This is a genomic window from Orrella marina (assembly GCF_003058465.1).
Taxonomy (GTDB): domain Bacteria; phylum Pseudomonadota; class Gammaproteobacteria; order Burkholderiales; family Burkholderiaceae_B; genus Algicoccus; species Algicoccus marinus.
The window spans coordinates 4,083,233-4,109,951 of the sequence record NZ_CP028901.1; the positions used below are offsets into that span (position 1 = coordinate 4,083,233).

20 protein-coding genes and 3 pseudogenes are annotated in these 26,719 nt (G+C 57.0%); 11 read left to right on the top strand and 12 right to left on the bottom strand.

Annotation, left to right across the window (positions count from 1 at the left end; translation table 11 throughout):
• Nucleotides 1–2 precede the first annotated feature (2 nt).
• The 5 genes and pseudogenes from DBV39_RS18575 to DBV39_RS18590 all read right to left on the bottom strand — a co-directional run bounded on the left by DBV39_RS18575 (nucleotide 3) and on the right by DBV39_RS18590 (nucleotide 5,216).
• The gene (locus DBV39_RS18575; protein WP_108622873.1) at nucleotides 3–1,244 is read right to left on the bottom strand and encodes an ABC transporter permease; all 1,242 of its coding nucleotides are present in this window, start codon (nucleotides 1,242–1,244) and stop codon (nucleotides 3–5) included.
• A 101-nt stretch (nucleotides 1,245–1,345) separates the two neighbouring features.
• On the bottom strand, nucleotides 1,346–2,407 hold the full coding sequence (locus tag DBV39_RS18580) for an ABC transporter substrate-binding protein (RefSeq protein WP_108622874.1): 1,062 nt from the start codon (nucleotides 2,405–2,407) through the stop codon (nucleotides 1,346–1,348).
• Between the two features lie 371 nt (nucleotides 2,408–2,778).
• Nucleotides 2,779–3,393, bottom strand: a complete 615-nt coding sequence (locus DBV39_RS20695; RefSeq protein WP_407669296.1) for an ABC transporter ATP-binding protein — start codon at nucleotides 3,391–3,393, stop codon at nucleotides 2,779–2,781.
• A 45-nt stretch (nucleotides 3,394–3,438) separates the two neighbouring features.
• Nucleotides 3,439–3,890 (bottom strand): annotated as a pseudogene (locus DBV39_RS20700) (ABC transporter ATP-binding protein); the annotation flags it as partial.
• A gap of 400 nt (nucleotides 3,891–4,290) precedes the next feature.
• A pseudogene (locus tag DBV39_RS18590) lies at nucleotides 4,291–5,216 on the bottom strand (LysR family transcriptional regulator).
• A 113-nt stretch (nucleotides 5,217–5,329) separates the two neighbouring features.
• On the opposite strand from DBV39_RS18590, the pseudogene ald reads away from it, so the two are divergent.
• The 3 genes and pseudogenes from ald to DBV39_RS18605 all read left to right on the top strand — a co-directional run bounded on the left by ald (nucleotide 5,330) and on the right by DBV39_RS18605 (nucleotide 9,317).
• A pseudogene (gene ald, locus DBV39_RS18595) lies at nucleotides 5,330–6,447 on the top strand (alanine dehydrogenase).
• Between the two features lie 48 nt (nucleotides 6,448–6,495).
• Nucleotides 6,496–7,845: an aspartate aminotransferase family protein gene (locus DBV39_RS18600; protein WP_407669297.1), complete on the top strand. Its 1,350-nt coding sequence runs from the start codon at nucleotides 6,496–6,498 to the stop codon at nucleotides 7,843–7,845.
• A 287-nt stretch (nucleotides 7,846–8,132) separates the two neighbouring features.
• Nucleotides 8,133–9,317: an acetate/propionate family kinase gene (locus tag DBV39_RS18605; protein WP_108622876.1), complete on the top strand. Its 1,185-nt coding sequence runs from the start codon at nucleotides 8,133–8,135 to the stop codon at nucleotides 9,315–9,317.
• Nucleotides 9,318–9,375: 58 nt separating this feature from the next.
• Here the strand turns inward: DBV39_RS18605 and nudC are convergent, their stop codons facing one another.
• From nudC to DBV39_RS18630, 5 genes are all read right to left on the bottom strand, one after another.
• Nucleotides 9,376–10,152, bottom strand: coding sequence for an NAD(+) diphosphatase (nudC, locus tag DBV39_RS18610; RefSeq protein WP_108622877.1), 777 nt, complete (start codon nucleotides 10,150–10,152; stop codon nucleotides 9,376–9,378).
• A 39-nt stretch (nucleotides 10,153–10,191) separates the two neighbouring features.
• Nucleotides 10,192–10,524 (bottom strand): DMT family transporter, encoded by a 333-nt coding sequence (locus DBV39_RS18615; RefSeq protein WP_108622878.1) that lies wholly within the window; start codon nucleotides 10,522–10,524, stop codon nucleotides 10,192–10,194.
• Nucleotides 10,525–10,540: 16 nt separating this feature from the next.
• A complete protein-coding gene (locus DBV39_RS18620; protein WP_227870718.1) occupies nucleotides 10,541–10,945 on the bottom strand; it encodes a hypothetical protein in 405 nt (134 codons plus the stop codon).
• A 277-nt stretch (nucleotides 10,946–11,222) separates the two neighbouring features.
• A complete protein-coding gene (locus tag DBV39_RS18625) occupies nucleotides 11,223–13,031 on the bottom strand; it encodes a sodium:solute symporter family protein (RefSeq protein ID WP_108622879.1) in 1,809 nt (602 codons plus the stop codon).
• 10 nt (nucleotides 13,032–13,041) lie between these two features.
• On the bottom strand, nucleotides 13,042–13,302 hold the full coding sequence (locus DBV39_RS18630) for a DUF4212 domain-containing protein (protein WP_108622880.1): 261 nt from the start codon (nucleotides 13,300–13,302) through the stop codon (nucleotides 13,042–13,044).
• A 269-nt stretch (nucleotides 13,303–13,571) separates the two neighbouring features.
• Between DBV39_RS18630 and DBV39_RS18635 the strand changes: the two genes are divergently transcribed.
• From DBV39_RS18635 to DBV39_RS18655, 5 genes are all read left to right on the top strand, one after another.
• On the top strand, nucleotides 13,572–15,506 hold the full coding sequence (locus DBV39_RS18635) for a DUF294 nucleotidyltransferase-like domain-containing protein (protein WP_108622881.1): 1,935 nt from the start codon (nucleotides 13,572–13,574) through the stop codon (nucleotides 15,504–15,506).
• On the top strand, nucleotides 15,496–16,155 hold the full coding sequence (locus DBV39_RS18640; RefSeq protein ID WP_108622882.1) for a 3'-5' exonuclease: 660 nt from the start codon (nucleotides 15,496–15,498) through the stop codon (nucleotides 16,153–16,155). Before DBV39_RS18635 ends, DBV39_RS18640 begins: the two co-directional genes overlap by 11 nt.
• 324 nt (nucleotides 16,156–16,479) lie before the next feature.
• The gene (locus tag DBV39_RS18645) at nucleotides 16,480–17,820 is read left to right on the top strand and encodes an MFS transporter (RefSeq protein ID WP_108623380.1); all 1,341 of its coding nucleotides are present in this window, start codon (nucleotides 16,480–16,482) and stop codon (nucleotides 17,818–17,820) included.
• A gap of 367 nt (nucleotides 17,821–18,187) precedes the next feature.
• Nucleotides 18,188–18,928 (top strand): enoyl-CoA hydratase/isomerase family protein, encoded by a 741-nt coding sequence (locus DBV39_RS18650; protein WP_108622883.1) that lies wholly within the window; start codon nucleotides 18,188–18,190, stop codon nucleotides 18,926–18,928.
• 1 nt (nucleotide 18,929) lies between these two features.
• A complete protein-coding gene (locus DBV39_RS18655) occupies nucleotides 18,930–21,041 on the top strand; it encodes an acetate--CoA ligase family protein (protein ID WP_108622884.1) in 2,112 nt (703 codons plus the stop codon).
• 133 nt (nucleotides 21,042–21,174) lie between these two features.
• Here the strand turns inward: DBV39_RS18655 and DBV39_RS18660 are convergent, their stop codons facing one another.
• Entirely contained in the window at nucleotides 21,175–21,951 is a 777-nt protein-coding gene (locus tag DBV39_RS18660; protein ID WP_108623381.1) for an enoyl-CoA hydratase, read from the bottom strand.
• Nucleotides 21,952–22,122: 171 nt separating this feature from the next.
• Here DBV39_RS18660 and DBV39_RS18665 point away from each other — a divergent pair, with 171 nt between their 5' ends.
• From DBV39_RS18665 to DBV39_RS18675, 3 genes are read left to right on the top strand one after another with little or no spacing between them, the layout of a single operon-like run.
• Nucleotides 22,123–23,457: a hypothetical protein gene (locus tag DBV39_RS18665; protein WP_227870719.1), complete on the top strand. Its 1,335-nt coding sequence runs from the start codon at nucleotides 22,123–22,125 to the stop codon at nucleotides 23,455–23,457.
• 36 nt (nucleotides 23,458–23,493) lie between these two features.
• Nucleotides 23,494–24,234, top strand: a complete 741-nt coding sequence (locus DBV39_RS18670) for a response regulator (RefSeq protein ID WP_227870720.1) — start codon at nucleotides 23,494–23,496, stop codon at nucleotides 24,232–24,234.
• Complete coding sequence (locus DBV39_RS18675) at nucleotides 24,231–25,664, top strand: ATP-binding protein (RefSeq protein WP_108622885.1); 1,434 nt, start codon at nucleotides 24,231–24,233, stop codon at nucleotides 25,662–25,664. The genes DBV39_RS18670 and DBV39_RS18675 overlap by 4 nt, the downstream gene beginning before the upstream one ends.
• Before the next feature lie 338 nt (nucleotides 25,665–26,002).
• Here the strand turns inward: DBV39_RS18675 and DBV39_RS18680 are convergent, their stop codons facing one another.
• Nucleotides 26,003–26,563, bottom strand: a complete 561-nt coding sequence (locus tag DBV39_RS18680) for a hypothetical protein (RefSeq protein WP_108622886.1) — start codon at nucleotides 26,561–26,563, stop codon at nucleotides 26,003–26,005.
• Between the last annotated feature and the right edge of the window lie 156 nt (nucleotides 26,564–26,719).

Here is a 26,719-nt window from a genome sequence, read left to right on the forward strand (position 1 = left end):
CCTCAACCAAACGACAGGCTCTTGGTGCCGACGAACCGGTCGTAGGTCCAGTACAGCAGGAGAATGACTGCCAGCAGAATGGAACCGAGTGCAGCCGCCAGCCCCCAGTTATTGGATTGCTGCATGTGAAATGCGATCAGATTCGAGATCATCTGGCCGTCGGTGCCCCCCACGAGAGCCGGAGTGATGTAGTAGCCGACCGAAATGATGAACACCAGCAAGGCGCCGGCTGACAGTCCTGGCAGACTCATGGGCAGGTAGATCCTGAGAAAGGCTGCCCAGGGCTTGGCACCCATGGACATGGCTGCTCGCATGAAGCTCGGGTCGATCCCTTTCATGACGCTGTAGAGTGGCAGGATCATGAATGGCAACAGAATATGAGTCATCGCGATGACGGTCGCAAACTCGGTGTATAGCAACTCCAGTGGTTCATTGATCACCCCCAACCCGATCAGGATGCTGTTGACGACCCCTCCGGACTGCAGCATGGCGATCCAGGACGTGGTTCGAACCAGCAATGAGGTCCAGAAAGGAAGCAGTACAAACACCAGCAGCAGGTTGGCCGTACTGTCGCGCAGACTCGCCAGAAAGTAGGACAGCGGGTACCCCAGCAGCAACGTTAGCAGGGTGATGGTCAGTGCGATTCTCAGTGTCTTTGTGTAGAGGTCGACGTAAATCTTGGGCCCGTCGCGTGCCTGGATGGAACCGTCTCTGGCTTGCTCGAGATCCAGGGCGGTTAGATAGTTGGTGAAACTGTAAGGTTGTCCGGTACTTTCTATGGTGCGCCAGATTTCGACGTCACCCCAGCGCTTGTTGGCTTTCATGAGCAGCTCGGCCCCGCTTTGCGAAAGCTCTGCGTCGTCGACTGCGCGTAGCCTTCGGGCAGTGGACTGGATCACACTACTCGTGCCGGGCAGGCTGCGATTGACTTCGCCTGCAAGCCTGCCTGACGTTCTGTCATTGGCGAGTTTCTTGAGCTCCAGTGCAAACTGGTTCATGATCCGCTCATCTGGCAATTCTTCTCCATCCCAGTCTGACATGGCGTCGAGTGTTTCAGGGATGAGTTCAGCCACGGTCGGTTCGTACACGCTACGAAACAGCATCGAGGCGATTGGCGCTACGAACGAGAGGAACAGAAACACCAGCAAGGGTGCAACAAAAAGAAATGCGACCAGCTTGCGCTGGCGCAGTGCACGAAGTGCTGCGCGCCGATCCTGGGGGGAAAGACTCGATTGAGCGCTCATCACATTATTCCATCAGGTGGAGACTGGCTGCCGGGACCGGAAACGCAGGGCTGATTGTCCAGCGTTTCCGGTCAACTGGATTGAACCAGTCAGTAGACGTGTTATTTCAACAGCCACTCGTTAAACTTCTCGCCGAGTGTTTCACCGTAGTCAGCCCAGAACACACCGTCGGCTTTGACGCCTTTCTCCATATGCGAAGTGGGCAGATGGGGGGTGACTGCCTTGTCGACAAACTGCATGGACGATTTGCGGGTCGGGCCGTACGCAACATCAGCCATGCCGGCCAGTGGAACCGACCCGGTGGCATGTGCGATGAACTCCAGTCCAAGCTCTTTGTTCTTGGAACCCCTGACGATCGACATCACGTCCAGGTCATACAGATGACTGTCCCAGACAATGGTAAACGGGCGCTTTTCTTCGTTGATCGCAGCGAAGATCCGGCCGTTGGCCGACTGCACGAAGGCTGCACCGCCATCGTTGAGCAGTTGAGGAGCTTGAGACCAGCTGTCAAACCACACGATGTCGTCCTTGATCGTGTCAAGTTTGGCAAATGCACGCTTCTGGCCGTCATCCGTGGCAAGGACTTCATAGACCTTGTCGGGGCTGACGCCGTCGGCAATGAGGGCCCATTCGAGGTTGACCTGGGGACGCTTGCGCAGTGCACGCTTGCCGGGGAAGTTCTTGGTGTCAAACAGGTCGGCCACGGTCGTTGGCTTGTTGGCGCCGATGGTGTCGTTATTGTAGGCGTAGATCACGGTCCACACAATCACGCCGACGCCGCATTCGCTGGCCAGAGCAGCCGGCACGAAGTCCTTGATGGCTGGTGTGCCATCGACCCCGGGAGGCAGAATGTCGCGAGGAATCTCTTCAAGCAGTCCTTCTGAACACGCACGCTCAAGGTCGATCACTTCGATGTCGACGACGTCCCACTGGATATTGCCTGATTCGACCTGGGCTTTCATCTCGGCGACACCGCCAGAGTAGTCTTCAACAAGAACCTGCTTTCCGGTTTGTTCTACGAAGGTGCTGACCATGTGCTGCTCTTGCGCGGCACCGTAGGAACCTCCAAAGGATACGAAGGTCAGAACCTGTGAGCTGGCAGCAGCAGCCAGCGATAGCGACAGGGCCGTGCCTGTCAGGATTTTTGCGATTGGTTTCATCATGTGTTGGGTTACCTGATTCGATCTGTCGTCGGGAAAGGATGGGCAGGCGTGCCTGCCTGATGGATTACCCGGGAGTTTCGAACGTCGGCACCTTCTCCTGTAACTGGGGTTGATTCACTGCGTCTGTAGACCGCGCATGACAGGCATGGGCGAACTTCAGACGTCCGGTCAAACGTACGCATCCCGACAAGGGTCTCGCCAAATACGCGCACGATGAAGTGCTATGGCTGGCGGGAACGATCTGCCTGTGTCGAAATGTGTTGCGAGTGGTTCAGGCGCATGCATGCCAGCCGGTATTCTTGAATTTCTGATCTTGCCATCACCTCCCTGTTTCCTTGAAGTCAAACGGATGAGCAGCCAGTGCTGCCCGCTTACTCGGAGGCCAGCGGGTAGGCAAAGCAGTCTTTTGTCTGCCAAACCAGTCTGGCCTTGTGTCCGTCGGAGAAATCCGGTGCCGCGCTGTCGTTAAGGATCTTGACGTTGATCTCGGATTCGTCCGGTAGCCGGAAGTAGTAGCGGATGAAGTCACCGACGTAGTGACGAGTGACAAACTCGGCCGTGACTTCGTTGTCGTACGGGTGATCCGTTGGCAGAAAGAAGAACTTCTCCGGCCGGATGGAAATCCTTGCCCGTTTGACGTTCTGCACGCCATCTGCGGCATTGGCCCGGGCCGTTTCGCCGCCAGGCAGCCTGACTGTCACCAGGGACTCGTCACTCGAAACAACCTCGCCTTCGATGAAGTTGTTTTCACCGATGAAGTCAGCAACGAAAGCGTTGCGAGGTCTCTCGTACAGTTCGGCAGGCTTGGCGCATTGCTGCACCATCCCGCCGTTGAACACGGCAATCCGGTCTGACATCGACAGGGCTTCGGTCTGGTCATGGGTCACGTAGATCACGGTGAATCCGATCGACTTGTGCAAACGGGTGATTTCGTACTGCATCTGCTCGCGCAACTTCTTGTCGAGTGCACCCAGTGGCTCATCCATCAGGACCAGTGATGGCTCGAAGATGAGTGCCCGGGCGAGCGCGACCCGCTGCCGCTGGCCCCCGAGAGCTGAGCGGGATATCGCCCTCCAAAACTTCCCATCTCGATCAGTTCCAGGTATTCCCGAACCCGTGTTCTCATGGCATCTTTGCTGTACTTGCGCAAAGACAGCGGGTAAGCCAGATTCTCCGCGATGGTCATGTGCGGAAACAAGGCGTAGTTCTGAAACACCATGCCGATGTTGCGGTGGTAGGGGGCGGTGCGGGTGATGCTCGTTCCAGCGATCGAGATATCACCGCTGGTGACGTCCTCAAATCCGGCCAGCATCATCAGGACCGTGCTCTTGCCTGATCCGGAAGGGCCGAGCAACGTGATGAATTCGCCCTTGGCGACGTCCAGACTGAAGTCCTTGACGACAAGCGTTTTCTGGTCATAAGTCTTCTTGACCTGGTCAAACTTCAGGTATGGTTCGATGGTGTTTGTTTCAGACACTTGCATCCCGATTTGCAATTGGTTTGGTTACCCGGCCGGGTCCGCTGGCCGGTTGGTTGAATCTGACCATGTTTGCCCGTTCAGTCGCTGATCCGGTTCAGTCGCATCGCGCCGGGCCGCAGCGGTGTATGGGGGCCACTGAGCGCACGGCGATGTGGCATGACTGACCTCTTCACATCTCCTCAGAAAAATCAAGCAAATAGCGTGCCACCGACCTGACCAGCGAGTGAACAGTCAGTGAGGAGCAGGCCCGGATGCGAGTCACAACGATTTCGAGAATCTGCTGTGGTGCATCCGTTCACGCATCAATCGAAGTTGTTATACAGAAATTTGCTTAGCTTGAACACACGCCGATTGCCCGAATTCGGGTATATCCTAGGTCGTCCAGATTGATCGTTCGGGCTGATCAGGACTTGTGTGCCTGAATCAGGCATTGCTGGAACAGCTGGGTTGAGCGGGCAGCGATCGGGGATTTTCTGATGATGCTGAAAAACTGGACCTGATAGAAAAATCTGGCCGGGTTGATTGCGCGAATCAGACCCTCTTGTTCAAACGGGCGCGCGTAATGGGTCGGCAGAAACCCCAGAAAACGTCCGGACAGTACCAGCAATGCCACGCCCTCCTGATCGGACGCGCTGGCCTGTCTGGGCAGATTTGAGCGATGGCTCATCTGCATGTTAGGCGAGTGATATCCGAGTCCGGCGAGTGCATGCTGGCGGATGTTGGGCCAGTCCAGACTCTGATCCTCATGATTGAACAATGGATGGTTGCGGGCGCAGTAAAGGTGCATCTGTTCGTCAAACAGGTAGTCGTAGTGCAGGCTCTGCGAGGATCGATGCGCGGGAATGATGCCCAGATGGTACTGATCGTTCATGAGGCCTCGCTCGATCTCGTTGATCGGGCGCACACTCAGGTTCAGATGAACCTCGGGCGCCTGCTCCGAGAACAGGGCAAGCGCCTGGTGGATACGTGATGCCGGGTTGCTGGCTGTTTTCTCGAACAGGGCGATGTTGAGTTCTCCCCCATGCGTTGGTGAATATCATCGATCGCAGCCCGAAAGCCCCCGACGGCATTGAGCAGCTTGATCGTTTGCTCATGGACCAGCTTGCCTTCGCTGGTGAGCATGAAACCGGCGCGCCCACGCTGACAGAGGGTCAGACCGAGACGGGTTTCCAGGCCCCGGATATGGCGGCTGATTGTGGATACATCGATGTTCAGCTCGAGCTCTGCCGCGGAGAATCCCCCGCAGTCTACAACCGACTTGAAGACGTGCAGGAGTCGCAGATCCATGTCGCTGAGCTGGCCCAGCAAAGCCCGGTTCTTTAGTTGCATGATGTGCCAAGTAAACAGGGATATTTGTTCATATTACTACTGGCTGGTTTGTGGAACCATAAAGCGTTGTACCGACCGCAAAGGTGTTCTGTACACGCGACAAGGGAGAATCTATGCGTATCGGCGTGCCTCGGGAAATCAAGAACCACGAGTATCGCGTTGGACTCAGTCCCGCGAGCGTGCATGAGCTTTGCGCGCGCGGACACGAGGTAATTGTGCAGTCCGGGGCCGGACAGGCCATCGGCATGCTCGATGAGCAATATCTGGCCGCCGGCGCACGACTGGAGATCCAGGTCCAGGCCATCTTTGAGCAGGCTGACATGATCGTCAAGGTCAAGGAGCCGCTGGAGCCGGAGTGCAGCTTGCTGCGTGCAGACCAGATTCTGCTGACTTACCTGCATCTGGCCGCTGATGCTGCGCTCACGACGCGGCTGCTCGAAGCCGGCGTTGTGGGTATCGCCTATGAAACCATCACATCTGCAAGCGGTGGATTGCCCTTGTTGGCACCCATGAGCGAGGTGGCCGGACGCATGTCAATCCAGGCGGCCGCAACCCATCTTGAGAAGTCACGAGGTGGTCTGGGCGTTCTGCTGGGAGGGGTGCCGGGAGTACCCCTGCCCATGTAGTGGTGCTGGGAGCCGGCATGGTTGGCAGCCAGGCTGTGCAGGTCGCAGTCGGCATGGGTGCGCGGGTCACTGTGCTGGATCGTCAGATTGATCGGCTGCGTGCACTGGACATGGTATTCGGGAACCGGATCCAGACACTGATGTCCACCCGCGAAAGCGTGGCTGAGTCGGTTGCAAACGCTGACGTGGTGATCGGGTCTGTTCTGTTGCCAGGCTCCGCAGCACCGAAACTGGTGACTCACGACATGATTCGCAGCATGCGCGCGGGTAGCGTTGTCGTTGACGTGGCCATTGACCAGGGTGGCTGCTTTGAGACCTCGCATCCGACGACTCATGATGAGCCAACCTACGTGGTCGATGGGGTTATTCACTACTGTGTGGCCAACATGCCTGGTGCGGTTGCACGAACCTCAACCCTTGCACTGAACAATGCCACCTTGCCCTACGCGATTTCTCTGGCCGATCACGGCTGGCAACAAGCTATGCGACATGATCCGCACCTGCTGGCAGGACTGAACGTGTGTAACGGGCAGATTACCCACAGGGCGGTCGCCGAATCCTTGAACATGACTTTCACCGAGCCTGGCCAGATGCTGGCCAGTTGAATTGACAACAGAATTGCGAACCCGCTTGACCGGAGAACAACGATGAACATGATTCCAACCACCGACCAGCTTATTGCGACTGATTCCATCAGCGACCTGTCTCTGGACGCCCACTGGATGCCCTATACAGGGAACCGACAGTTCAAGGCGAACCCTCGCATGATCGTGAGCGCCAAGGGATGCTACTACCGTGATGCCGATGGCCGTGACATCTTTGATGGCCTGTCGGGGTTATGGTGCACGGGTCTGGGCCATGGACGAGATGAAATTGTCCAGGCGGTGCAGAAACAGGTCGCGACGCTCGACTACTCGCCTGCCTTCCAGTTTGGCCATCCCTTGTCATTTCAGCTGGCCGAGCGCATTGCACAGAAAATGCCTGAAGGGCTGGACCGGGTGTTCTTTACCGGATCGGGATCGGAGGCCGCTGATACCTCTCTCAAAATGGCCCGTGCTTACTGGCGCCTGAAGGGTCAGGCCAGCAAGACCCGCCTGATTGGCCGGATGCGCGGTTATCACGGTGTGAACTTTGGCGGGATCTCTGTCGGTGGTATCGTGGGCAACCGCAAGATGTTCGGTCAGGCGATCGAAGCCGATCATATTCCACACACCCAGCCTCCGGCGGGCAGTTTTTTCAAGGGCATGCCAGAGTACGGTGCTGCACTGGCTGACGAGCTGCTGCAGCTGATCGCCCTGCATGACGCTTCGACCATTGCTGCAGTCATCGTGGAGCCCTTTAGCGGCTCGGCTGGTGTGATCGTGCCGCCGGTGGGCTATCTGCAGCGTCTGCGCGAGATTTGTACCCAGCACAACATTCTGCTGATTTTTGATGAGGTCATTACGGGATTCGGACGTACCGGTGACTGGACTGGTTCAAGTCATTTCGGCGTGACACCGGACATCATCAATATTGCCAAACAGGTGACAAACGGTGTGCAGCCACTTGGCGCCGTTGTAGCCAGGCGCGAGATATACGACACCTTCATGCAAAACGGTGGCGCCGAACACATGCTGGAGTTCCCGCATGGGTATACCTATTCGGCACACCCGGTTGCCTGCGCTGCGGGTCTGGCAAGTCTCGATTTACTGGAGAGTACGGATGCCATGGCCCAGGTCAGGGCACTTGCTCCCGTATTTGAAGAGAAAGTGCACAGCCTTCGTGGTGCAGCCAATGTGACCGATATTCGCAACATCGGTCTGGCGGCGGGACTGACGATCGCTCCCAGGAACCAGGATCCCACCCTGCGTCCCTATGAAGTGGCGATGGCCATGTTCGATAAGGGCTTCTATGTCCGCTACGGTGGTGACACCATCCAGCTTGCGCCGCCATTCATCAGCACGCCCGAGCAGATCGACCAGATGGTCAACGCACTGGGTGAGTGTCTGAATCAGGCGGCCTGATTCGTGTTGCCTGGGTGAGCTTGCCTGAACAATGCAACCTCCTTCAGGCCCTGGCTAGTATGAATGGCCCGCTTCATGATCGAGGCGGGCCTTTTTAACAAAGGTACGGGGAGGACAGGCTTGATCAGGTGGCCACGTGAGTCGTGGCTTGTGTGTCAGGCCGGGTTCTGGGTTGAGACAGGTCATGAGGCGATTCAAGGCTGATGCGCACGGGATGCAGGCAGACTGTGCACTGTCATGGCTTGCGGTTACCATGACAGGTCCTCAGAACTCAGGAAGGTTTGCCCATGCCCAGTCAGTCCAAAGGTTATCTGACACTCAATGTCGGGTCTTCGTCGATCAAGTTTGCGGTATTTGATGCACCTTCTCTGAATCGCCTGCTGGGCGGGGAACTGGATGCGATCGGAGCCAGTACTGTGCTGGTTGCAAAGAGTGCTGACGATGGAACGATTCGTCATGAGTGGGATTCGGGCAAAGCACCCGACACCCACGCCGGCGCGCTTGCATTTCTGATCGACTGGCTGGTTGCGCGTCTGGATGGCTTGCAGATCCTGGCAGTCGGGCATCGGGTTGTTCACGGCGGACTCTCCTACGACAGGCCAGTCGTTGTGGATGAAGCAATTATGAGCAAGCTCGCAACGCTCGAGCCCCTGGCTCCCTTGCATCAACCTCACAATCTGGCGGGCATCCGTGCGGCACAGTCCGTGTTTCACGGTGTTGCCCAGATCGCGTGTTTTGATACGGCATTTCACAGCCATCAGCCGTTTGTCAAGGATTGTTTTGCGTTGCCACGGGATCTGTACGATGAAGGTGTGCGACGCTACGGTTTTCATGGGCTGTCTTACGAGTACATTGCCCATCACCTTGAGAGGGATTTTCCGCTACACGCTTCGGGGCGTGTCGTGATTGCACATCTGGGCAATGGTGCATCGATGTGCGCCATGGTCAATGGTCATTCGGCTGCATCAACGATGGGGTTTTCCGCCCTGGATGGATTACCCATGGGATCAAGGTGCGGTCAGCTTGATCCGGGCGTAATGCTTTACTTGATGCAGACGAGGAAAATGGATGTCAATGCCATTTCAAACATGCTTTACAAGGACTCCGGCCTAAAAGGCATATCCGGCATCTCGAATGACATGCGCACGCTCGAAGCGTCTGATGAGCAGTCTGCCCGTGATGCCATCGAATACTTCGTTTACCGGGCCAAACGTGAACTGGGTGCGCTGGCCGCAGCAATCGAAGGTCTGGATGCGATTGTCTTCACAGGCGGTATCGGCGAGAACTCGGTCATGGTGCGTGAACGCATTCTGGCAGGCCTCGGATGGCTGGGGGTCGAACTCGACGATCGCGCCAACAGGGAGAGTCAGACCATCATCTCAAGTCCGCGTTCTAGGGTGTTGTGCCTGCGAATCCCGACCAACGAGGAGCACATGATCGCTCAGCACGTCCAGACGCGGATGCAGACCTGAGCGAGCCGAGCTGACGGACAGGGCTGCCAGGCTGGAGGTGCCGGATGGGTCGGGATATTCAAGGCAACAGCTCCCGGACCGCCGAATCGATCAACCTGCGCGCGATACTGACCTGGTCTGGTAGTCTGGGCAGGTTGTCGATGTCGAACCAGTCCGCTGCCTCGATCTCTGATGGATCCGGGGTGATCTCACCGCCCGCGTATTCGGCCACAAAGGCGATCATGAGTGAGTTTGGAAACGGCCAGGACTGGCTTTCGAAATAACGCATGTGGCCGATTTCAATGCCGACTTCTTCCATGACTTCGCGGCGTGCGCATTCTTCAAGTGTCTCGCCAGCCTCCACGAACCCGGCCAATGCACTGAATACACCTGGTCTGAAATGCGGACTGCGCGCGAGCAATAGCTGAAACCCTCGGCGCACAAGCACCATGACGGCGGGAGAGATTCTGGGATAGGAGTTCAGTCCGCATGCATTGCAGTGCATGACGTACTCGTGATGCATCAACTGGGTGGGTGAACCGCATCGCCCACAGAACTGGTGTGTGGACTGCCAGTCGATCAACTGGGTGGCGCGTCCAGCCAGTGCAAACGCCTCCGGTCCCGCAACAGAAAAAAGCTGACGCAGGTGTACCGCTTCAACTGGAAACCCTTCGGGTAACTCCGAGAGATCGGTAGCGTAGCAAGGGACCCCGTTCCAGTGGCCCACCATGATGGGCGGTGTGTGTTCGTACTGCAAGAACGCAGTGTGATTCAGAAAACTCGGTCCTTCAGGATTGAACGTGTCGATCAGGATCCGTTGCTGAAATCTCACGATCCAGTAGACGTCTTGCTGCATGGTGGGTGGCTCTCAATGGTCTTTTTGGGTTTGGATGTGTCAGTGGCTCTGCCCGTGAGTGCCCAGATTCAGGATCACGATGCCTGCGACGATCAGTGCAATACCGATCAAGGTTGCAGGTTGCAAAGCCTGAGAAAAGAAAATCCGGCCAATCATCGTGATCAGCACGATGCCAGCACCTGACCATACCGCATAGATCAGCCCCATGGGTAGTTGTCGCATGGTTAGCGATAAAAAATAAAAGGCGATGCCGTATCCGGCAACCACCGTGAAGGAGGGTAAGGGACGCGTAAAACCATCGGAGAGCTTCAGGGCAGTGGTGGCAACCACCTCCCCGATAATTGCCAGAACCAGCAGCAGCCATGGATGCATAGGGAGTTGCGCCGTCTCAGGTCTGCGCCTGGGCACTGGTCTGAGCTTTGGCTTGTTCTTTCGCCTTTGCCTTGCTGGCGAATTCTGCGCTCAGCCTGGCCTGACGGCCGATGACGAAATCCAGAATAATCTTCATCCAGATGGTGGAGCCGGCCATCGCCGACCAGGTTTCATAGGCCATCCCGCCAATGATGATTGAACCAATCGTATAGACCATGATCAGCCCAGCCACGAAATTCAGTGCACCAGTAAACGGCGCGTAGCGGGCTGCATTGGGGGGCGTGATGCCGCGCGAGATCGCGACCTCACTGTAATCCTTGTTGACAAATATTCGCCAGGCTCTGCGAAGCCAGATGAACGAAATGGGAAACATCGCAATGAAGAGGATCCAGGTCAGGGCAACACTTGTATCGAACACCATGTAACCGGCTCCTTATGAATGAACGCTCCTGAACGAGCTTACGCCAGGGTGCGCGAGGTTGTGAAGTAGGTCGATCAGAAAAATTGCGTCAGCGGACGGATATTTGCCCGGCTGACCGTACTGTTGACTGAAGCTTTGTCGGTATCCTGCGCCCGCGAGAGCCGACGCAGGTCCGGCTTTTCTTTGGGATCACCAGGCGACAAGCCTGATGATCCACTGTGACTACTTGGTTGCTACGCTCAGTGATCATACGTTTAGCGATCACTGAGTTTGCTGCTTAGTGATGACCACCTGATACAGCCTTGGATCCGCGTGGAATCCGCACACTTTCGACCATGGCCTGGATGTGCTCTGGTGGCGCCTTGGTCACACGATCAACCAGAAATGCGACAGCAAAGTTGACCATTGCACCGACCGCACCAAAGGCCTCCGGGGTGATGCCGAAGAAGCTGTTTGGTCCACCGATCAGGTTGACGTACGCGGTGCCCGGGATGAAGAAGATGCCCTTGTGTGCGAACACGTAGAAGAGCGTGATCAACAGACCCGAAACCATACCCGCCATCGCGCCTTCACGGTTCATCTTCTTGGAGAAGATGCCCATCATGATGGCCGGGAATAGTGACGATGCCGCAATACCGAACGCGAGCGCCACTGTTCCCGCAGCGAATCCGGGTGGATTGAGCCCCAGATAACCTGCCAGCACAATGGACAGTGCCATCGCGATCTTGCCGGTTAGCAGTTCCCCCTTCTCACTGATGTCTGGTACGAAGACGTTCTTGACCAGATCGTGCGAGATGGCTGAGGAAATTGCCATCAGCAGACCCGCTGCAGTTGACAGCGCAGCCGCCAGACCCCCTGCAGCAACCAGTGCAATCACCCAGTTTGGCAGCAAGGCAATCTCCGGGTTGGCCATCACGATGATGTCCTGGTTCACGGATAGCTCGTTACCTTTCCAGCCGGCTGCGTCGGCGTTTTGCAGGAATTCCTTGTCACCTGACTTGTCGTTGTAGTACTGGATGCGGCCGTCACCGTTCTTGTCTTCCCACTTGAGCAGCCCGGTGGTTTCCCAGCGTTTCATCCAGTCGGGACGATCGGCATAAACAAGCGAGCCATCTTCCTGGAACACGTTGCCGGTGGTCATGACCGACGGGGTGATCGTGGCGTGCAGGTTCATGCGAGCCATGGCGCCCACAGCGGGTGCCGTGGTGTACAGCAGTGCAATGAACACCAGCGACCAGCCAGCAGACGTTCGCGCGTCAGCGACGGTTTTGACGGTGAAAAAACGCACGATCACATGTGGCAGACCCGCCGTACCGATCATCAGGGAGAGCGTGTACATGAACATGTTGAGCTTGCTGCCCGGCAACGAGGTGGTGTACTCGGAAAATCCGAGTTCGGTCACCACTTCGTTGAGCTTGTTCAACAGGGTCGTGTCCGTGCCGCGCATGTCCGAGCCCAGACCCAGCTGTGGAATGGCATTGCCTGTCAAAGCCAGCGAGATGAAGACGGCCGGCACGATGTAGGCGAGGATCAGCACGATGTACTGAGCGACCTGCGTGTAGGTGATGCCTTTCATGCCACCGAATACTGCGTAGGCGAACACGATCGCCATACCAACGTAGATCCCGGTGTCGTTGCTGACGCCCAGAAACCGCGAGAATGCCACGCCTACACCTGTCATCTGTCCGATGATGTAGGTGATAGACGCGACCAGCAGGCAGATCACGGCGATGGTGGATGCACTCTTGGAATAGTAGCGATCGCCAATGAACTGCGGTACGGTGAACTTGCCGAACTTTCTGAGGTACGGGGCAAGCAGACACGCCAGCAACACATAGCCGCCGGTCCAGCCCATCAGAAACAGGCTGCCGCCGTATCCCATGTAGGCAATCAGACCAGCCATGGAAATGAACGAGGCCGCTGACATCCAGTCGGCAGCCGTTGCCATGCCGTTCATCACGGGAGATACTCCGCTGCCCGCCACATAAAACTCGCTAGTTGATCCGGCACGTGCCCAGATCGCGATTCCGATATACAGCGCGAAGGTGGCACCCACGACAAGGTAGATGGTTGTTTGAAGTTCCATTCCGTGCCCCTTATTCTTCGTGAACGTTAAAGCGACGGTCGATCTCACCCATCTTCTTGCGATACCAGAAGATCAGTGCGATGAACACGTAGATGGAGCCTTGCTGGGCGAACCAGAACCCGAGCGGATATCCGCCAAGATGGATTGTGTTAAGCCAATCAGCGAACAGGATCCCTGCACCGTAGGACACCACGGCCCAGATGATCAGCACCTTGGTCAGCAGACCCAGGGTTGCCCGCCAATAGGCATGCGAGTCATGTTGGTCTGACATACAGCCTCCTCATCATTTTTAATATGTAACCAGGTTGGTTTTCAACTACGAAAGTTATTTAATCAGAATCAATTTCGAATCGTATTAGGGTAATAACTAGATTGATCAACTTTTTATTGTTTCTGACTTGGAACTTACTGATTTGAAGGTGTTTTCTGACCTGTTGCTTACAATTTCTTTCATGAATCTTACAAATTAAAAGATATTATCTTTCTTGAAACTTACGGTTATTATCTGGGTAAAAATTAAAATACGTCCTGGAGATAAAAATGACTGAACAAGGCACGCCGGAGAATCGGGGTCAGGATGATTTTCAGGAGTCGGGCCGTGTTGTATCGGACAGTCTGGTGACCGGGCTGGCCCGGCAGCTGATGACAGTGCTGCCCTTCTCAGAGATGCCCGTAGCCGATGTGCAGCAGTTCCTGGATTTGTCCGAGGAGTACTACTACGAGCCAGACGAGGTGATTCTGGATCCGGACTCGGGTGTGCCACGCTTTCTTTTTCTGATTCGACAGGGCATTGTTGCGGGCGAACGGGTCGGGCAGAGTGGGGAGGTGGTTCACTTTGAACTCGAGGCGGGCGACATGTTCTCGGTGGGCGCAGTGCTGACCCGGCGCGCGGTCAGTACGACTTATCGTGCGCTGGGCGATTGTTTCTGCCTGCAGTTCCCGGCGGACCGTCTGCATGAGTTCGGCATACGGTCACCCTCGTTCATGTCTTTTCTGCAAAACCACTTTCGCGCCATTCTGGAGCAGTCCCACAAGGACCTGCAGCAGCATTTCGCGGCACGTGCAGCCGAAGCGCAAATGCACCAGAAGCAGATTGGCAATCTGGTGCAACGCAAACCCTTCACGGTGTCACCTGACACTGCGCTCGGCGAGGCGCTCAGACAAATGGACGAGCTCGGTGTCGGGTCGATTCTGATCGTTGATCAGGATGATCGTTTGCGAGGCATCCTGACCCGTCACGATCTGCTCAAGCGGGTAGTCTTGCCTCAGACGCCGCTAGACACGCCGATGCACGCAGTGATGACACCGGACCCAAAAACACTGGACGCGCAAAGTTCGGTCGAGGAGGCTGCGCAACTGATGGTGCACGCTGGCATCCGCCACATTCCGGTGACGGATCACGGCAAGGTGGCTGGACTGGTGTCTGAGCGGGATCTGTTTACGCTTCAGCGTTTCTCGGTGGGTAACATCAGTGCTGCCATCAAAGCCGCGCATGACATGCCGGACTTGCGCAACGTTGCCATGCATATCGAGGCTTATTCTCGCAGCCTGTTGGGGCAGGGTGTCACCGGGCGTCGATTTACCAGTCTGGTGAGCTATCTCAACGACCTGCTAACGCAGCGGATCATTGAGCTGGTTGCACATCATCATGACGTCAACAGCAAGGACTATTGCTGGCTAGCCCTGGGATCCGAAGGGCGCGAAGAGCAGACGGTTGCAACCGATCAGGACAATGCACTGGTGCTCGTTGATGGTGTCGATGATGCCCGAAAGGAGAACTATCTCAAATTTGCCAGGGCGGTGAACGAGGCCCTCGCTTCCTGCGGATTTCCGCTGTGCAAAGGTAACGTCATGGCCAGCAATCCAGCGTATTGCCGCACACAGAGCGACTGGGTGCAGCAGGCAGACAGATGGATCGATACCGGCTCTGCGCAGGCGTTGCTGCAGTCAAGCATTTTCTTTGATTTCCGGGCCCTCTACGGAAATCAGGCGCTTGTCACTCCCCTGGCGGACTTTCTGCGTGAAGCGAGTGCGACGTCGCGGTTCATCAGCCAGATGGCCGTCAACGCTATGAACTGGAAAGTCCCGCTTACCCTGTTCGGGGGTCTCGACACAGAGAAAGTCGATGGGCGCGAGGTGATCGACCTCAAGAAGAACGGTATTGCACTGATTGTGGATTTTGCGCGGATATATGCTCTGGCGCACCACATTGAAGTACGGAATACGGCATTGCGACTCGAGGCTGTTGCGCGCGCGCTTGGCTACGATGACCAGAAACTGGCTGACTGGGTCGGTAGTCTGGAGTTTCTGCAGACATTGCGACTGCGGGCGCAGCTGCAGGCCAGTCCGCCTGGCGGGAATCGCAATGCGCTGGATGTCGGCACGCTCACCAAAGTCGACAAGGTCATTCTCAAAGCGAGTCTGAACGTGACGCGAAGCATGCAACAGAGACTGAGTCTGGATTATGTTCGATAAGTTGCTGGAAGTGCTTCATGGTCGAAAGGTCAGCGCGCAGCCTGTCCCGGCGCCGCTACGGTGGATTGTGCTGGATACTGAAACATCGGGCTTGAGTCTGTGGAAGGATCATCTCATCTCGATTGCGGCGGTTGCGGTGGTTAGTGAGCCCGGGTTTCGGCGAGCAAGGATTGTGCTGGCTGACCGCTTTGAGGTCATTCTCCATCAGGCCAGACCCACTCGTCGCAAGGACAACATTCTGATTCATCACATTGGTGTAGATGCCCAGCGTACGGGACAGGATCCCGTCGAATCGCTGGGCCGGTTCGCGGTCTGGATGGGGGATGCGCCAGTGTTTGCGTTTCACGCGCCCTTCGATCGGGCCATGATTGCCAGGGCGTTCAAGTCCCAGGATTTGCCTGCGATGCGCAATACCTGGGTGGATGTCGCGGCGATGGCGTCCTGGATCCGGCGCGATACGGTGTCGGTGTCACTGGACGATCGGTTGCGTGAGTTCGGACTGGAATGCTTTGAGCGTCATCAGGCCAGCGCTGACATGTTTGCGACCGCCGAGTTGCTGCTGCGCATGCTGCCCGACGTCAGAAAGCAGACAGCGAGTTTCAATGAGATGGTGCGTTTCTGCGCGGATAATGCGCGACCGGTGCTTTGAGCCGGCTCCCGGCCGATCAAAGCCAGAATGAGTGGTCCGCAGGTGTAATTGGCCCGTCGGGCCGGGGCCCTTGGTTTCAAGGTTGTCCTAGGGTTTATACTCGGTTCGATGTCGGTGCCCTATTGCAGTATATGTGGCAGGTCATGTGATTCGATCTTTTACAAGAGGTGCTTCATGTGACTCGTTTCCAGCATGCGCGCCGGGTTTTTTAAACAACAAGAGTGATTGGTGTCACCTTCTCCTAAACCAGACCAGGCCAGAAAAGAAGCCAGAAAGCCGGTTGCTGCGGATGCACAGAGCAGACCCAGCAAGAAGGAGCTGTTGCTGGCGCTGTCCGGTATTGCGTTCGCTGCAGTGATTGCTGCGTTTGACGCGACGATCATCAGTACCATTCTTCCGCAGGTGGCACAGGCACTTGACGGCATGGCCCTCTATGCATGGGTGGGGACCGGGTATTTTCTGGCGTGCTCGCTCAGCATCCTGATATTTGGTCGCCTGGGCGATCTGTTTGGCAGAAAGCCACTACTGCTGTTGTCGCTGGTGCTGGTTTCTCTCGGTTCGGCGTTCTCCGGACTATCCCAGACTATGGAGCAGCTCATCGGATTCAGAGTCCTGCAGGGTATGGGCGGCGGGATGATGATTGCGACGGCGTTCGCCGCACCGGCTGACCTGTTTCCGGACCCCAAGGAGCGGGTTCGCTGGATGGTCTTGATGTCCTCGACATTTGCGGTTTCCAGTGGCGTGGGTCCGATATTAGGTGGTGCTGTGACACAGGCATTTGGGTGGCGTGCATCATTCTTTCTGATTCCGCTGATCGGGTGTATTGCCATGCCCATCATCTGGAAGTTTTTCCCGAAGATGAAGCCCAGGCATACCGCGAGATTCTCTTTCGACTGGATGGGAACCTTGCTGCTGGCTGTCACAGTGGCAGCACCCCTGGTGGCATTGGAGTTACTGGTTTCTAGTCACATGGATGTGCCCTTATGGGTGGGTGGCGCGCTGGTTCTGGCAGCGTTGGTCTGTGGCTACTTGCTGCTCAAGCTGGAGGGGCGTGTCAGAACACCAATATTCCCATTGAGAATTCTCCAGACGACGCAGGCCAGGCTGCTCAATATTGCCGCCCTGATTGCGGGCGCCATCATGTTCATGCTGATTTATTACATCCCGCTGCAGGCGCAGGATGTTTTCGGGTATTCACCGACTCTGGCCGGTCTCATGATATCGCCACTGGTGGCCGGATTACCGGTGGGCAGCGTGCTCAATGGCAAGCTGTTTCAGCGTGAACCCAATCCGCAACGCCTGATGAAGTTTGGCAGCATCATGCTGGGGGTAGGATGCGTTCTGACCCTGACACTTTCCGAGCACTCACCAGTATGGTTTTCGTTGGTGGTTATGGGCATCGCAGGGTTCGGACTGGGTTTTCTGATTCCGAACTTCACGCTGTTCATGCAGATGATCGCCAGGCGCGAGGATGTCGGCATCGCGTCGGCCCTGATCCAGACTACACGCGCACTGGGCAGTGCGGTGGGAACAGCACTCGTTGGTGCCCTGATCGCAGAACTGTCGATCGAGACTGGTCTGCGCATTGGATTGATCTCTGCAGTGGTGCTCTGTGTGGTGCTATGGTGGCTCAGTCATCGCGTCAAGATGGGTACGTTTACCTGACAGATGCGCACGGCGCTCGCGCGGGCTTGATATGTTCCGCGGCACTTTCGGAATTGTGCCTGCTCGGATCCCCCCTGTAGGCCTGGTCCTTTGTGTCTCGTACTTTGCGCCTGGCCATCTCCCAGCTTCTTGTTTTTCTCATTCTTTCTTCCTCTCTTTTTGCCGTTCCTTGTCCTCTTGCTGTGGTTGAAGGGCGGCCATTCGACACGTCCGGATTGTGATGTGTGACCCACAGAAAACGTGTGTGGCGTATCCGGAGTCTCCTCAAGTTGTGTGCAGTCATGCCAGGGCCTATAGTCAGGAGGCTAATGCAAGACCCATATCAAGAACCACATCAAAAAACACACATAGAACGAGGAGACTTTGAGTGAGTAATATCAGTGTTGAGCATTTCCCAGACGGTGTATCGCTATTCACGATCGAGCGAGAGGCACGACGAAATGCCATCTGCTCTAAAACAGCCATTGAACTGCAGCGCGCCTTTGCCGAGTTTGATGCGTCAGAGCAACGGGTGGCCGTCATCACCGGACGCGGTGACAAAGCCTTCACGTCTGGCGCAGACGTCAACGATGTGCCTGAGCTCTGGCGCTGCATTCCGACTGCAGGAATTTCAACCGAGAAGCCGATCATTGCGGCGGTCGGTGGCTGGTGTGTCGGGGGCGGGGTGGTACTGGCCGCCATGTGTGACCTCATGGTCGCTGCTGAGAACGCCAGGTTCTCCTATCCCGAAGCGCGCCTGGGGCTCACACACGGCATGATTGCGACCCTCGCGGGGCGTCTGCCACACAAGATCGCCATGGAGATCATTCTGCTTGGCACGACCATCGAGGCACAGCGTGCTTACGAGATTGGCCTGGTCAACCGTGTGGTTCCACAGGGCCAGCAAGTTGAAGCTGCGCTCGAGATGGCGCGTGAACTCGCCCGGTCCGCACCCCTTGTACTCAAGACGCTCAAGCGGTTTGTGATTGACACTGTTTTGCCGATCAGCCCGTCCGAGCAGATGGCGCGCGCCAAACGTCAGCTCGAGATTGTTGCTGACAGCGAAGATTTTCAGGAGGGCCTCAAGGCTTACGAGCAAAAACGTGCTCCCGTTTTTGCGGGGAAGTGATATGCAGCAGATGACTTATCCAGAGCCCCGACTGACGATACGCGAGATCATGCACGCGCGAAGTGTTGCTGTGATCGGTGCGTCTGAGGACGAATCCAAGTGGGGTGGGCGTGCGCTGGCAATCCTGCGTCGCCACACCGTGAGCTCCGAGGTCTATCCGGTCAACCCCAAGGCAAGCGAGCTCATGGGGTTGCCTGCTTACAAGTCGATCGCAGATTGTCCCAGGCCAGTGGATATTGCCATGGTGCTGGTACCTCAGGCGATGATCCTGGACACTTTGGAACAGTGTGCGAAGGCTGGCGTTGGTTGTGCCATTGTCATCACGTCCGGGTTCGCCGAAGTAGGAGGAGATGGCCACGAGATTGAGGCCAGGATGCGTGAGATTGCGCGATCAGGTGGTATGCGGGTGATCGGGCCCAACTGTATCGGCATTCTGAATGCGTATTCCAACATGCTGGCCAGCACAGCCGTTGCACTGGTCGAGATTGATCGTGCACCAGGCGGGACCATTGGTTTCACCTCACAAAGTGGTGCGCTCATGGGATCGATGCTCGCGCGCGGGTTTGACGTCGGTGCAGGCTTCAGCTCACTCATTTCGCTTGGCAACCAGTGCGACATTGATATCAACGAAACGTTCGAATATCTGATCGAAGATCCGCAGACCAGGACGATATGCCTGTACGTGGAAGCACTGCGAGGTCCGGCAACGTTTCGATCTCTTCTTGCTCGAGCCCGTGAAGCAGGAAAACCTGTTCTGGTGTGCAAGTCCGGACGCAGCGAGGCCGGAGAAAAGGCAATCCAGTCGCACACTGCCAGTATGACCGGTGCGTATGCGACATTTGAGGCAGTCTGTCGGGCAGAGGGCGCGTTTCTCTTCGAGAACGTGTCTGACATGCTCGATGCGGCGATGTTGCTGTCTCACGGTGCACGACTCATAAAACCCAGCATTGCCGTATTCTCCGGCTCGGGCGGTGCAGGTGCGCTGCTGGTCGATGCGTTGTCCGCACAAGGCTTTACGATCGCCGAGCTGACCGAGTCCACCAAAGCGTCATTGCGACGGGTTTTGCCGGAGTCCAATCTGCAGTCGCCAATTGATTTCGGGACGCTCAAGCCAATGGGTGATGCGCATCCGCTCTATGAGGATCCGTTTGAGTACGCGTTGGGTGAAACCATGGCCGATGAGAATGTTGGTGCTGGCATCGTGCTGCTGACCAGCCAGCCAACCATGCACAAGGTTGCCTATGCCACGCAGAAGGTCGGTCGCAAAACTGACAAGCCCTTGCTGTATGTTCACGTCGCCGGCTCGATTGGTGATTCGGCAAGGCAGGTGATGCGCGAGCAAGGCTACGGCTTTGTCGAGAGTCAGAACGATGCACTGAAGGTCTTTGATGCACTATGGCAGCAGACACGGATGCCATCAGGCGTGACCGCCACGCCAGTGACTTTCGAGCTGCCCCGGCTTGCGGGCGGATTCCTGAGTGAACCAGATGCCAGGCGGATGCTGGAAGCTGCCTCGATTCCGACCACACCCTGGGTGATGCTCAAGGAGATCGAGGAGGTAGTTGAGCATGTTGAACGGCAGGGTGGTGCCTGGGTGATCAAGGCCGTCAGTCCAACACTGATTCACAAGAGTGATATCGGTGCGGTCAAGCTCAATATCCAGGATGGTCATTCAGCACGTCAGGCATGTCGCGAGATTGCACAGGCACTTGGCAGTGCACAGCACTCGCTTGATGGCTACCTGGTGACCAGGATGGTGAAGGCTGACGCCGAACTGATTCTTGGAATCAAGCGTGATCCGGATTTTGGACCGATGGTGGTGATTGGTGCAGGAGGAACGCTAGTGGAACTGCTGCATGATGTGCAGATGATGCCTGCGCCGGTACATGCTGTTCAGGCGCTTGCCATGATCGAGCAGCTCAAGTGTTTTCCGTTGCTCAAAGGCTGGCGCGGATCACGGCCAGCCGATCTGGCAGCGCTGGCCGAGTTGATTGTCGCGACAAGTCAGCTTGCATGCCAGGATGAAGCGCTTGAAGAAATGGACATCAATCCACTCATGCTGGTCGATGGTCAGTTCATGGCAGCAGATGCCCGCGCGTTCCGACGTTCTTGACAAGCTGAACGATCGGGTTGATGCAGGCGGTGTCGGTTGTTGCGGTATCGGTTGATGTGGAGTCAGGTAGATGATGCCGACTCCACATCAAGGCCTCCGGTACCTGCTGATACGTGTTTCAGCGCTGGCCAGATCAAGTGTTGTCCTTCATCCACTGCCCCATGTAGTGCCTGGGTTCCCCCGTTTCAAAAGCTTTGCCAAACTCGGCGACCGTGTCATTGATGGCGTCCGTTGTGGAGAGTTTCTCCCAGCGACGCAGCAGCCGCTTTTGCTGGGTCAGGGCTGCAGGTGCCAGACCCGCAAATAGTTCAGACATCTGCGCAAGTCTGTCATCGAGCGCTTCGGGCTGCACGACTTCGGTGACCAGTCCCCAGGCCAGGGCCTGCTCGGTCCCGACTAGTTCACCACTGAGTAGCATCCATGTTGCCTGGGTGGGACCAATCAATGCGGGCATCAGGACGGCATGAATGACCGAGGGTATGCCCACCTTGACCTCCGGCATACCGAACTGCGCCCCGGCTGCGGCCAGTCGAATGTCGCATGCCATGGCTAGCTCCAGCCCGCCACCCAGACACCACCCGGGAATCCGCGCGATCACGGGGGCCGGAAATTGTCTGACAGCTTCGCAAAGATCTCTCAGACCGGAGATGAATCGCTCAGCTGACTGGCGATCCAGATGGGCCATCTCCTTGATGTTTGCGCCGGCAACAAATGCTTTGTCTCCCTGGCCGCGCAGCACCAGCACCCGGATCTCCTTGCGACTGGCCAGATGCTCAAGCGCAGTGATCAGGTCCTTGATGACAGGCGTACCGAGAATGTTCAGATGATTGTTTGAGACAATCCAGAGGCAGGCAACGCCCTTGTTGTCAACGGTTGCACTCGCGTGCGGCAGGGAAACCACTTCAGTCATGATCAGCATCCTTCGGTAACATTGTTCGGTTCAGGTCAGATCGTACAATGTGGCAAGCATCCGGGCGCGTACAGACATCTCTGGTCAGGCGATCACCACGACACGACTGTCGAGGCTGTCCATGCAAGTGGATGAGCAATTAATGGACATGGCAGGGAGCCAAGGCCGGTGATGAATTCAACAGAGTGGACTCGCAAGTTCTGGGAACAATCGGACCGTATCTTCTGGGCGGGACTGGTGCTCGGGCTCGGGCTGTCCTGGTGGTATGCCACAAACCAGATAGTGGAAGGGGATCAGACCCAGATGATCCACAAAGGTTATCTGGGTGCTTACCAGGGTGTCTGGATGAGCTTTGGCAACGCGGCGAGCGTTGTCGGGAATGTGCCCGGATCTGTGCTGGCCTGGGTCGTGGGTGGTCCCTTGTTTGTCTGGGACTCACCGTATGCGCCGATGTTATTTCTGCTGCTGTTGCGTCTGGCAGGGTTTTTGATGCTCGATGCCGTGGTGCGGCGTGTGTTTCCCGGGTCGGGGCTGGCCAGATTGAGCTTCTTGCTGCTGTGCTGGCTCAATCCCTGGTTTCTGTTCGACAGCTTGCTGTATAACCCGGCCTACCTGATCTTCTGCGCCGGATTGCATTGCTGGACTGCCTGGCACATGCAACACGAGAGGCGCTTGCTCATGACGGTGCTGCATGTGCTGTCGATCGGACTCGCCATGCAGCTGCACTTCTCCTGGCCGGTGCTGGTGTTCCTGTCAGCCCTGATGTTTTATCGCGGCGTACTCAAGGTCAGCTGGGTCGGGGTGTTGATTGCGACGGCACTGATTGTCGTGAGTCTGGTGCCCTACCTGATGCAGTTATGGGCTGATCCGTCCCTCGCTCATAACCCGGACCCGGATGCGCGCAAGCGCTTCATCGGCTGGGGAGCCCTGAATGTTTACCCGGTTCTGAAGGCCGTTCTGTACTGGTTGCGTTACGGTTCGTGGGCGTTTCCCAGCAAGCTCGTCAATGACACGGAGTTTCTGTGGGTGGGGGTGCAGTTTCTGCCGGTGATTCTCGAGAACCTCTGGAAGATTTTCATGGGGCTGATCGGTGCGGTAACAGTGATCATTGCGGCCGTTGCGAATCTGACTGCGCTTAGTCACATTCGCCCACGCCTGAAGCGATCAGCGGGGACACCGGTCGAGCCACTGGACTGGATGCTGCTGTACTCAACCGCGGCGTTCATCGCAGCGCTGATCAGTGCGGGACTGGCTCCGATTGTGTTCAACTACTGGCATCTGACCCTGATTTTTCCATTTGCACTGTTTCCGGTGATTTTCTGGGTGACGCGTTATCTCGGTCGGTCAGCGCAGCGCGAGGCCCGTCCTGTTCTTGCTGTGGCCGCATTTCTGGTCTTCATCAACGTCGTTGCGATCAACGATAGCGAGAAGTTCTCATACGCTGCGGACTATGCGCAGCAGACAATCGAGTACGTCGAGCGGGAGGTGGGCCCCCGCGTGCGGTAAAGCGCAGACACACCTTATTCCTGAGGGAGAAACAGCATGCGTGATGGTAATGCCGCAATGGGTCAGGGATCGAACCCGGCTATCAAGGCGGGCAAGATTCTCGTTGTCGATGATGATCTGGAGTTGAGACAGTTGCTAGCGACCTACCTGAACAAGCATGGCTATGACACGGTGCTGGCGGGTGATGCAACTGACCTGGAGTCCCGAATTGCGCGATATGAGCCGGATCTGGTTGTGCTTGACCGCATGATGCCCGGACGCGACGGGCTGGAAGCGTGTCGGGCATTGCGTAGCCAGGGGGAGGATGTTCCCGTCATCATGCTGACAGCCAAGGACGAGTCTGTCGACCGCATCGTGGGCCTTGAGACGGGGGCGGATGACTACGTGGGCAAGCCATTTGACCCGCGTGAGTTGCTGGCCCGGATTCAGGCGGTGCTGCGCAGAAAATCAGGACCCTCATCGTTCAAGACCGCCCACGCGGTCAGATTTGGTGCGTTCGAGTTTGATCCGGTGATGCGGCAGCTTCTGAAAGATGGAGAAGTCATCCGGCTCACCGGTGGTGAGATCAACTTGCTGGAAGCACTGGTTCAGAACCCGGGCAAGCCGTTATCCCGGGATCGCCTGCTGGCGCTGGCCAGGGACGACGATGCTGGTGAGCGCAATGATCGGGCGATTGATATAGCAGTCTTGCGGTTACGGCGTGCCATTGAGGATGACCCAAAGAGTCCGCGCTGGATTCAGACAGTCTGGGGCGTCGGCTACAGGTTCTCGCCGTGAAGTGGTTGACCTTTGTCTGGCCGCGTTCGTTGCGGGCACGTCTGCTTTGGCTGGTGCTGGGGTCGGTGTTGCTTGCACAGGCATTGACGCTTTACGCAATTGCATTGCACCAGCATAGTCAGGCACAGACCGCGGCGGTGAATCTGCTGGTCACCAGTATCCGGACTTTGCAGGCAGCGATCGAAACGGTCGAGCCCGGAGGACGGGCGCAGTGGGTTGAACAGGTGTCGCAGGGGCAGTGGCGACTGTTGACGCAGGATCTTCCAGGACAGGCGCGTTTTCAGTCCGACAGAGGGCTAGAGTCCCGCACGGCGGACGACCCGGGCTTGCGCAGAAGCCTGCGTATGCTGGCACGTGAGGTTAACCGCTCACTCAGCCGGGATGCGCGTGTGGCGGTGACTGCCGGTGAACAGCCCTATCTCTATGTGTCGATTCCTCGCGCGCAGCAAGATGCGAAGGCCGTGGGCGAGATGAGTGCACCGCGAGCAAGCCGGGCCGACCGTGCGCGCAGCGGACGCAGTCGTGCCTCTGTCGACTGGTTGCAGATTCCGCTGGATCGCGTGGATCCTCCTCTCACCCAGGCGACGCTGATTGGCTGGCTGGCGAGCCTGGGCGCACTGCTCCTGGTGGCGGCGTGGTTTTCCTGGCACATCACGCGCCCCATGACGGCACTGTTGCGGGCGACCGAAGGGCTGGCGGCCGGGCATCCTGAACCTGTAAAACCGTCCGGACCGGTTGAAACGCGTCGCCTCGGAGAGGGCTTTAACGCGATGCTTGCCTCGCTTGCCCAGGCCGAGAACACCCAGCGCACGCTGCTTGCCGGATTGCCGCATGACCTGAAAGGACCGTTGTCGCGCATGTCGCTTCGAATCGAGATGACAGACGATCCGGAACTCAAGGCGGGATTGAAGCGGGATCTGGATGACATGCAGCGTATGGTCGAACAGTTTCTGGCTTATATCCGAGGGCAGGACACCGGGTCTCTGGCTCTGGCACCCTTGCGGCTTGATACGTGGCTTGACGATCAGGTGCAGGACCGGCAACGACTGCGCCAGCAGGTGAACGTTTCAGGCAGTCTGGAGCCCGTCAATGTCATGGCTGACACGGACGCGCTGGATCGTGTGCTGGCGAACCTGATCGACAACGCGTTTGAGCACGGCCGGCCACCTGTCGAGATCTCTTTGCACAAGCAGGGGCAGTGGGTCACGCTGAGTGTGCAAGACCATGGAGAGGGTATTGAACCCGCTGACAGACAGCGAGCACTGGAGCCGTTCGCGCGGCTTGATCAGGCCCGAACCCGCACGGGTAATGCCGGACTGGGTCTGAACGTGGTGCAGTCGATAGTGATCGCCCACGGTGGGCGCGTCGTGCTTGAAACAGGAAACAAGGGGGGGCTGAGAGTGGATGTGACCCTGCCTGTGGCGAGGTAGTATCCGGAACGCCGGGATGCCTGGTCCTTGACGCCGTCCTTCCGGTCCTCATTGTCCTCATGGTCCCGCAGCCCGGCCGCCCCACGGTCCTGAAACTGCATTGACGCCACGCTTGAATCAGACCCCGCGTTGCTGTCTTGTTGCTTTGCTTCGCCGTTGTGAGAAGAGTTTTCTGGAGCAGGCCAGGTGTCGTTTCTGGTCAATTCCCGACATCCGTCTGACGCAAGAAGGATGGGCCAGCAATGTTGCTGGCCCATCAGGGTAGTAGCTTTTTGGATGCTCAGTGACGTTCAGTGACTTTCAGTGACGTTCATGGCCTCAGGAGCAGGATCGCTGGATCAGCCGCGACCGTGTCTCGACATGCCTGCCTGTTTGCCTCTGGACTGGACAAACTCCTGCAGCACGGATTGTTGCTCTTTGTTCAGGCTGTCCCAGAAGCCTAGCCATTCTTGCTGAACCGATTTGCGTGCAGCCTGCATTTGCTCGAAACGCTCGTTCTGGCGTTCAAACATGGCGCGCGGGTCAAACTCTGCGCCGGATCTTGCGCTACCTTTGCCACGCTCTTTGCCGCCGCGCATGGACTGCTTCATCGTTTCGGTTGTTTTCTGGGCTTGCGCATACTTGGCTTGCTGGACTGCATTCAGATTCAGCTGGCTGAGTACCTGGTCAGGAAGCTGCATGGACATTGCGCGATTGCCGTGCTTTCCCTGTTTGCCACCTTTGCCGTGTTCGTGCTGTCCTTTGCCTGAGTGGTCACATTCGCTGTACTGTTGGCGTTGACCATCTCCTTGTCCTTGCCCTTTACCTTGGCCCGGGTTTGCCTGGGCAAATGCGGCGCTGGAAGCGATGGCGAGTGTCAGACCAGCAATCAGGGGACGTACGTAGTTAGAGCGTTTCATTTGTCGGACTCCTTTCTCAGTTGACAGGTGTATTGTGGTGCCAAGGCTGTTTCCAGAGTGTTTCGTATCATGCATAAGATGTTTCAGTTGATTTCAGGTTTCTCACTGTCACCGGATGTGAAGCTCGATGGCAATGCTGGCCGCAGTGTGGGGTTT